The sequence below is a fragment of the Paenibacillus sp. S29 genome (genome assembly GCF_049319765.1).
Lineage (GTDB): Bacteria > Bacillota > Bacilli > Paenibacillales > Paenibacillaceae > Paenibacillus > Paenibacillus polymyxa_B.
In genome coordinates this window covers 199,828-206,024 of sequence record NZ_JBMOUI010000011.1, presented here as the reverse complement: position 1 = coordinate 206,024, position 6,197 = coordinate 199,828, and the positions used below count along the sequence as shown (strand labels likewise).

Below are 6,197 nucleotides of genomic sequence, written 5' to 3'. Positions count from 1 at the left end.
AGATAAAAATATCTCTTGTTTGATTTTGCGAACAAAATCGTTTTACTCACTCGTTGTTCAGTTTTCAAAGATCAAACATTTCTCTTTCGCCGCGTTTTTCAGCAGCTATAAGATCATACCATGTTCGTTTCAAAAATGCAAGGGTTATTTTTTTCTTTTTTTGAAGATCATTTCACCCAAGCTTTTCGCTTTTGAAACTGCTGTTTTGTTGTCAGCTCAAATAATATATCATAAACCTCAGCAACTTAGCAAGCACTTTTTTTCTTTTTTTTATTTTAGAATAAATCCACTCATCTTTCAGCTCATTTAAAATCAGTCGAGGGGCTAGTTGCCCCTTCATTAGCTGATGACTTCCTCTGGCTCAAATACCTCTGCAGGCCAGTGCAATTCGACACCTTGGCGAAGAAGAACATTTTGAAAACATCCAAGATGCTCTGCTGATCGGCTCACTTCAATGGGATATACTTCGTTGGAGACACAGTAAGCCGCTAGGCTTCCCGCTGATTCTCCTATATTCCATTCTGTAGGATGCAATCGATAGCAGCCATTGGCTATTTGGGTCATCCCTATATTTTTGCAGGCAGGAAGTAAATTGCGCACCCTCACCGGAATAAGTGAGCCCAATGGAATTTCATAGGGATAGTTAGGGATGTAGAATGTTCGCTGAGATACCGTAGTTGGGTGAAGATCCAAATGATAGCTACCTACACCTACACTGTCTGTATATCGCTTAGGACCCTCTTCTCCCCGAAGCTCACGACTTACATCAAACTCAGATATCATATAATTGGCCTGAATTCGGCGTGACTCGCGAATATAAGCCGTTTTAGCCAGACCGTCAGAAGTGCCGAGAATATCACCCCGTGGTCGAATTCCCGGATAGCCGAACCCTCCATCTAACCGGGGCGCTTCGGTTTGAAGCCAATATATTAATGAACGAGTCAACTCACGCGCTCCTTCTCGATGTTTTGCCTGCTCTTGAGCGGTAACACCGATCAATGGCCCTAGGTAATAATCATTTTGCGCCCAGTTTAAAAGAGTTACCTCACCATCATTTAGCGGTTTGCTCCATATCGAGGGATCTACAATACGACGATAATCCCATAAGGATACAATGCCCTGATCGTTAGGAAACAATGTGAACTGTTTTAGTTTACTGGTATCATCCGCGTCAGTAGCAAACCAGCTCAAAATCGGAAAACGGGAAAAGGACGGAATATAATTTCTCCAGAAATCATATTGTTGCGGCCGCTCTATAATGAAGCTTTCCTGGGGAATATAGTCTACGGCAGCCACATGTGTAATAGATTGCATATCAAAAGGGTTAGCACACTCCAGTGCATGAGGTTCACCCGTAGCAGCCCGCGACTCCGCTCCACTCGTATGCTCCACGCCCGCCATCGGAAGGAGATCACCACACTCTGTCGCATCCAGATAAAACGTTCCGTGCAGCACTCTAAATCCACACTTATGATCAGCGCTATTCGAGGTACGGACAGTTACAGAAGTAATACAGTCCCCATCCGTCTGAACGGCAATAGGCACGGTGTGATAATATACATGAACGCGCCCCGTATTCAAATAAGGAGCGAGCATATCTTCAAGCACCCGCAGAGCTACCCGTGGTTCATGGGCCAGACGGCTTACCCAACCGTTCCCAGGATTGAGAATGGGATTATTTCGAGCTTCTTCGGTTAACGGATAGTTCTGACGGTAATAGTCACGTACACGATTACGGAACTCACGGTATGTTGCTGTGCAACCAAATTGTTCGATCCATCGATGCTCATCTGGAGGAACCGCCTGTGAAGTTAACTGCCCCCCTAACCAGTCCGTCTCCTCTGTCACGATGACTCTCATGCCAGCCTTCGCCGCCGCAAGAGCTGCCGATATCCCCCCCAGACCTCCGCCAATCACAACAATGTCGGTATCAAGCCGTTTTTGCGTCATGGTTCGTTCCCCTTTCATTCTTGTACTAGGACTCGGTCATTTCGAAGGCAAGCCGTGCAGCGCCGATGATTCCAGCGCGATTGCCCAACAATGCCCGACTTACTTCCGTTTGAACTCCAAATTGGTGCAGATGCTTTTCCAGCATAGGCCACCAGACCTCTCCCGTGTCCGCTACTCCTCCGCCTACAATGATCCCCTCAGGATCAAGAGTCACCGAGATGTTAGCTAGAAGTACAGCTAAATCTGCGGTGTAATCATCCAGCACCTGGATTGCCTCCTGGTTACCGTGAACGGCCTCTTTCACAATCTCGTTTCCCGAGCGGTACAATTTACCGACGTGTTCCCTACCTCGACGTAACAGGGCGCTCCCCGATACATATTGCTCGGCGCACCCTTTTTTTCCGCAATTACAGGGGTGTCCTCCGGGGTATAGAATACTGTGCCCCCAATCACCGCCGCTCCAATGAGCCCCTCTGCACAAGAGGCCATTTTCCATATATGCACCTCCGACACCTGTTCCCAACGTGAGCATCACCAAGCGTCGCTTGCCTTTCCCCGCTCCCTGCCACGCTTCTCCAAGTAAAGCGGCGTTCGCATCATTATCAGCAACCGCTCGTAAAGCCAGTTTTTCTTTAGCCCACGTTACTAAGGATGTACCTTGCCAGCCAGGTAGGTTATCTGTGGCATACACAACTACGCCGCTCTCCACATTTACTCTGCCAGCAGTAGCAATGCCTAGAGCGCCTATATCTATATAGGCACCGATGCTGGTATCCCCAAAAGAACGCAACAGTCCGAGCACAGATTCTGACACCTGCGACAACACCCATTCACGTCCACGGGAAGCGTCCGTATCCAGCCGGATTTCATCAAGCACCGATCCGTCCCGTGCCACTATGGCGGCCTTCACCGATGTGCCCCCAATGTCGATTCCAATGACTCTGTTCACAGCAGCTACCACCACACCAACCTCCTTGTTGCCCTACATAAAAGCTTACTAGCTCTTTGTACAAACCTTCTATTAATAGCAATACTTGAAATAGCCATTCATAAGAACCACAAACACAAGTCATTGAACTGTCGGAGCACAAGTTTTCAATTCACAACTGAAAAATCTCAATAGCTTCGTTCAATAACGGCCCTCGCTGTTTTTTCCTTCATCTGTTTGGTGTGATTCGTATGCTTGCGAGCAAGCCCTTCGCAGATGAGGTCAATCACGAATAGTTGTGAGATTTTAGCGCCGATTGAACCACCTTCTATTGGAGCTTCCTTGCCTGCGGTCAGCAACACGATATCTGCAATGGAGGTAATGGGTGATTTCGCATAATTCGTAATTGCAATAACAGTTGCACCGTTTTGCTTGGCTTTGTGCAGCATATCGTTCGTATCCAGCGTACTTCCTGATACACTGATGCCGATAGCCACATCACCCGGGTTCATGGACACCGCCATCATCGACTGAATATGTCCGTCTGCTACGGCCTCGGCGCGGCGCCCGATCCGTAAGAAACGGTTTTTAGCGTCCTGCGCGGAAATCCCCGAAGCACCTACGCCGAAAAATTGAACATAGCCCGCTTGATCGAGACACGCAATCGCACGACCAAGCTCTGAATGGTCCAGCAGCCCCATACTGGAGTGCAAAATATCGAGCATGTTGTGATACACCGTACGCGTAATATCTTGTTCGTCATCTGGGTCGATGTTCTCCTCGCCCATATCTGTTTTACGATAATTCTGGTTTTGCGCTAGGGACAGTCGGAAATCCTGATAACCTTTGAAACCAATCTTCCGGCAAAAGCGCATGACGGTCGTTTCGCCTGTACCTGCAAAATCCGCCAGCTCTGTCACGGAGAAATATATGATGTCTGCGGGATGCTCCAGTACGCACAAGGCGACTTTCTGCTCCGATTTCGTTAATGAAGGATAATACGTGTTAATTCGGTCGTTCATCTCCATAGATGCATTTCACTGCCTTCCTTGCGGCATCGGCAAACCGCTGCGTAATCAATTGGGGTCTGGTAATCGCCGAGCCTACGACCACTGCATGTGCTCCCATTCGGAATGCTTCCTCAACCTGCGCCGGATCATAGATTTTGCCCTCTGCAATTAAAGGAACGGGAACCAGTTCTGACGCTCTCCGAACCAGCTCCAGATCAGGACCCTCAATCCGAGTAGAGTACGGCGTATACCCGGATAACGTGGTGGATACGCAGTCTGCGCCAAGAGAGGCCGCATGAAGCGCCTCCTCCAGTGTCGAAATGTCTGCCATGGAGGTAACTCCCTGCTCATGGGCATAATCTATGAGCCTCTTCAGCTTGCATCCCGCTGGGCGCGGTCGTAATGTGGCATCCAGCGCAATGATATCCGCGCCTGCCTCCACCAGTTCCTCCATTTCACGAAGGGTAGGCGTAATGTAAATATCAGAATCATCATAATCCCGCTTAATCAAGCCAATGACTGGTAGAGAAATCGCCTGTTTAATCGCACGTATATCCGATGCGCCATTGGCGCGAATCGCTACAGCTCCACCCTGCTGTGCGGCAAGCGCCATTTTGACCATAGAATCTGCTCCATGCAACGGTTCGCCTGGCAGCGCCTGACAGGATACGATCAGTCCGTGCTGAACTTTGGATAACACACCTTCCATTCCCATAGGAATCACCCTCTCTTCTCGGCATGATGCCGTACGGTTAATCCGACTTCAAAGGTGCGGTTCCACGGCATGTAGCAATCTGTAATTTCCACGCGGCCTTCCGGCCCGTTCACATATTCATTGAGCGCCTGCTCCAGCCGTCCGCGAATAACCGCAGCTACCGAGCCTCTCGGTCCATCGAGCATAAACTTGGTAAAACCCATCTGCTCCACAATCCCGTTATTCATAGCCGTACGTACCACAGCGCAATAACAGGCATCCTCGGCGTAGCGCAGCGACAGAAAATCCAAATGTTCCTCCGTAGAGCCATAGTGGGTATACAGCATAGACTGGGCAATGACGGTGCCCAGCGTGTTAGAACTGGTATTCCAGCCTGCATAACCCGCCAGCTTAAAAAGCAGTCCTTTTTGCTTCAATAGTCTAATTAGCTTGAGATCTGCGCCGTTGGCGTAGCCCACATCAGCAACTGCAACATTTTGACCCGCATATTGCAGCATATAAGAACCGTACTCAACCAGCTCTACTACATTCCGATGTACATCATATCCGGTCATTGCACGCTTCTGGGATGAAGCTTCTGCCATCGTGTCACCGGGTGTGTTAGCCAACAAAATCAAATCAGCCTCCATTGCTGAGGAAGCTATTAGCCCACCTGCCGCCATAATCTGATATTTTAAGGTTTCGTAAAAATAGTGATCTTCAAAAAGCGGAACTACGAATGCCCCCTGCAAAGCAGACAATCGAGGATACACCAGTGGGATTACATTATTCATCTTGTTAACCCAACGAGCCAGCAACGTACAACCCACTTCATCTGCCCCCGGGTACATGTATACATTCAAATCCAGCTCAAGCTCAGAAATACGACTTCTTAGCCGCTGCTGATCCTTGGCGGTATAGCCGTAGGGAGCCGAATCATCCTGTGGGATGATCATAAAATCAATGATACCTTCTGCTACGAGATCCAGTGCAACTTCATTGGCCTCCAAATTCACATGGCGACGCCCCAAGTAATCATCTAGTATTTCCATTGGCAAACGCTCGTTAATATCAACTAATTCAAGCAACTCTTCTGCGGTAGCGATCCCCAGTTCCTGACGATGCTCAATGAAGCCCTTTCTGAATATCTCACGACCCCAATCGGCATAGTAATCCGGTTCTTCATCAGCCAAAGAGTATTGCGGACAACGCATAATCAGTTGAAATGCATACAGAGTCAGTTGCGGATATAATTGCTTTAGCCTGCGAAGCCGATTCACTCTATCTCTGACCTGCTCGCTCGACATACCGTGTAGTCGAGAAGGTACGATTCCTCCGTACAGCAACGTATCCATCGCAACAATGGCTCCATCAGCAGTCGCTGCGCGTTCTTCGAGCCATGCCCATAGTCTGGTCGTATCGCCAGGGGTTTTCTTTTGTCCCATCCATTCCAATGGGGGCCGCTCCATTTCCAAGTCTGTGCCCTGTGCCAGTAAATAAGGAAATTGATAATTACAGGGCCGCTCATCCAGCGGTATAAAAAGTAATCGGGTGTTTGGCTTCACCATACGTTCCACCTCTCCTGAAAATTACCGTTATCCTAACGGCAAATGAT

The 6,197-nt window shown here is 48.8% G+C and carries 5 protein-coding genes; all 5 read right to left on the bottom strand.

Features of this window, described 5'->3' with window-relative positions:
• Positions 1–339 precede the first annotated feature (339 nt).
• Positions 340–1,950 carry an FAD-dependent oxidoreductase gene (locus ACL9RM_RS19015; protein ID WP_250267247.1) on the bottom strand — a complete coding sequence of 537 codons (1,611 nt, stop codon included), beginning with the start codon at positions 1,948–1,950 and terminating at the stop codon, positions 340–342.
• Between the two features lie 25 nt (positions 1,951–1,975).
• The gene (locus tag ACL9RM_RS19010) at positions 1,976–2,914 is read right to left on the bottom strand and encodes an ROK family protein (RefSeq protein WP_069290896.1); all 939 of its coding nucleotides are present in this window, start codon (positions 2,912–2,914) and stop codon (positions 1,976–1,978) included.
• A 152-nt stretch (positions 2,915–3,066) separates the two neighbouring features.
• Complete coding sequence (locus tag ACL9RM_RS19005; RefSeq protein WP_323873132.1) at positions 3,067–3,906, bottom strand: MurR/RpiR family transcriptional regulator; 840 nt, start codon at positions 3,904–3,906, stop codon at positions 3,067–3,069.
• Positions 3,884–4,603 (bottom strand): N-acetylmannosamine-6-phosphate 2-epimerase, encoded by a 720-nt coding sequence (locus tag ACL9RM_RS19000; RefSeq protein WP_250267245.1) that lies wholly within the window; start codon positions 4,601–4,603, stop codon positions 3,884–3,886. Before ACL9RM_RS19000 ends, ACL9RM_RS19005 begins: the two co-directional genes overlap by 23 nt.
• Before the next feature lie 5 nt (positions 4,604–4,608).
• Positions 4,609–6,150 carry a DUF4127 family protein gene (locus tag ACL9RM_RS18995; protein ID WP_250267244.1) on the bottom strand — a complete coding sequence of 514 codons (1,542 nt, stop codon included), beginning with the start codon at positions 6,148–6,150 and terminating at the stop codon, positions 4,609–4,611.
• Positions 6,151–6,197 lie beyond the last annotated feature (47 nt).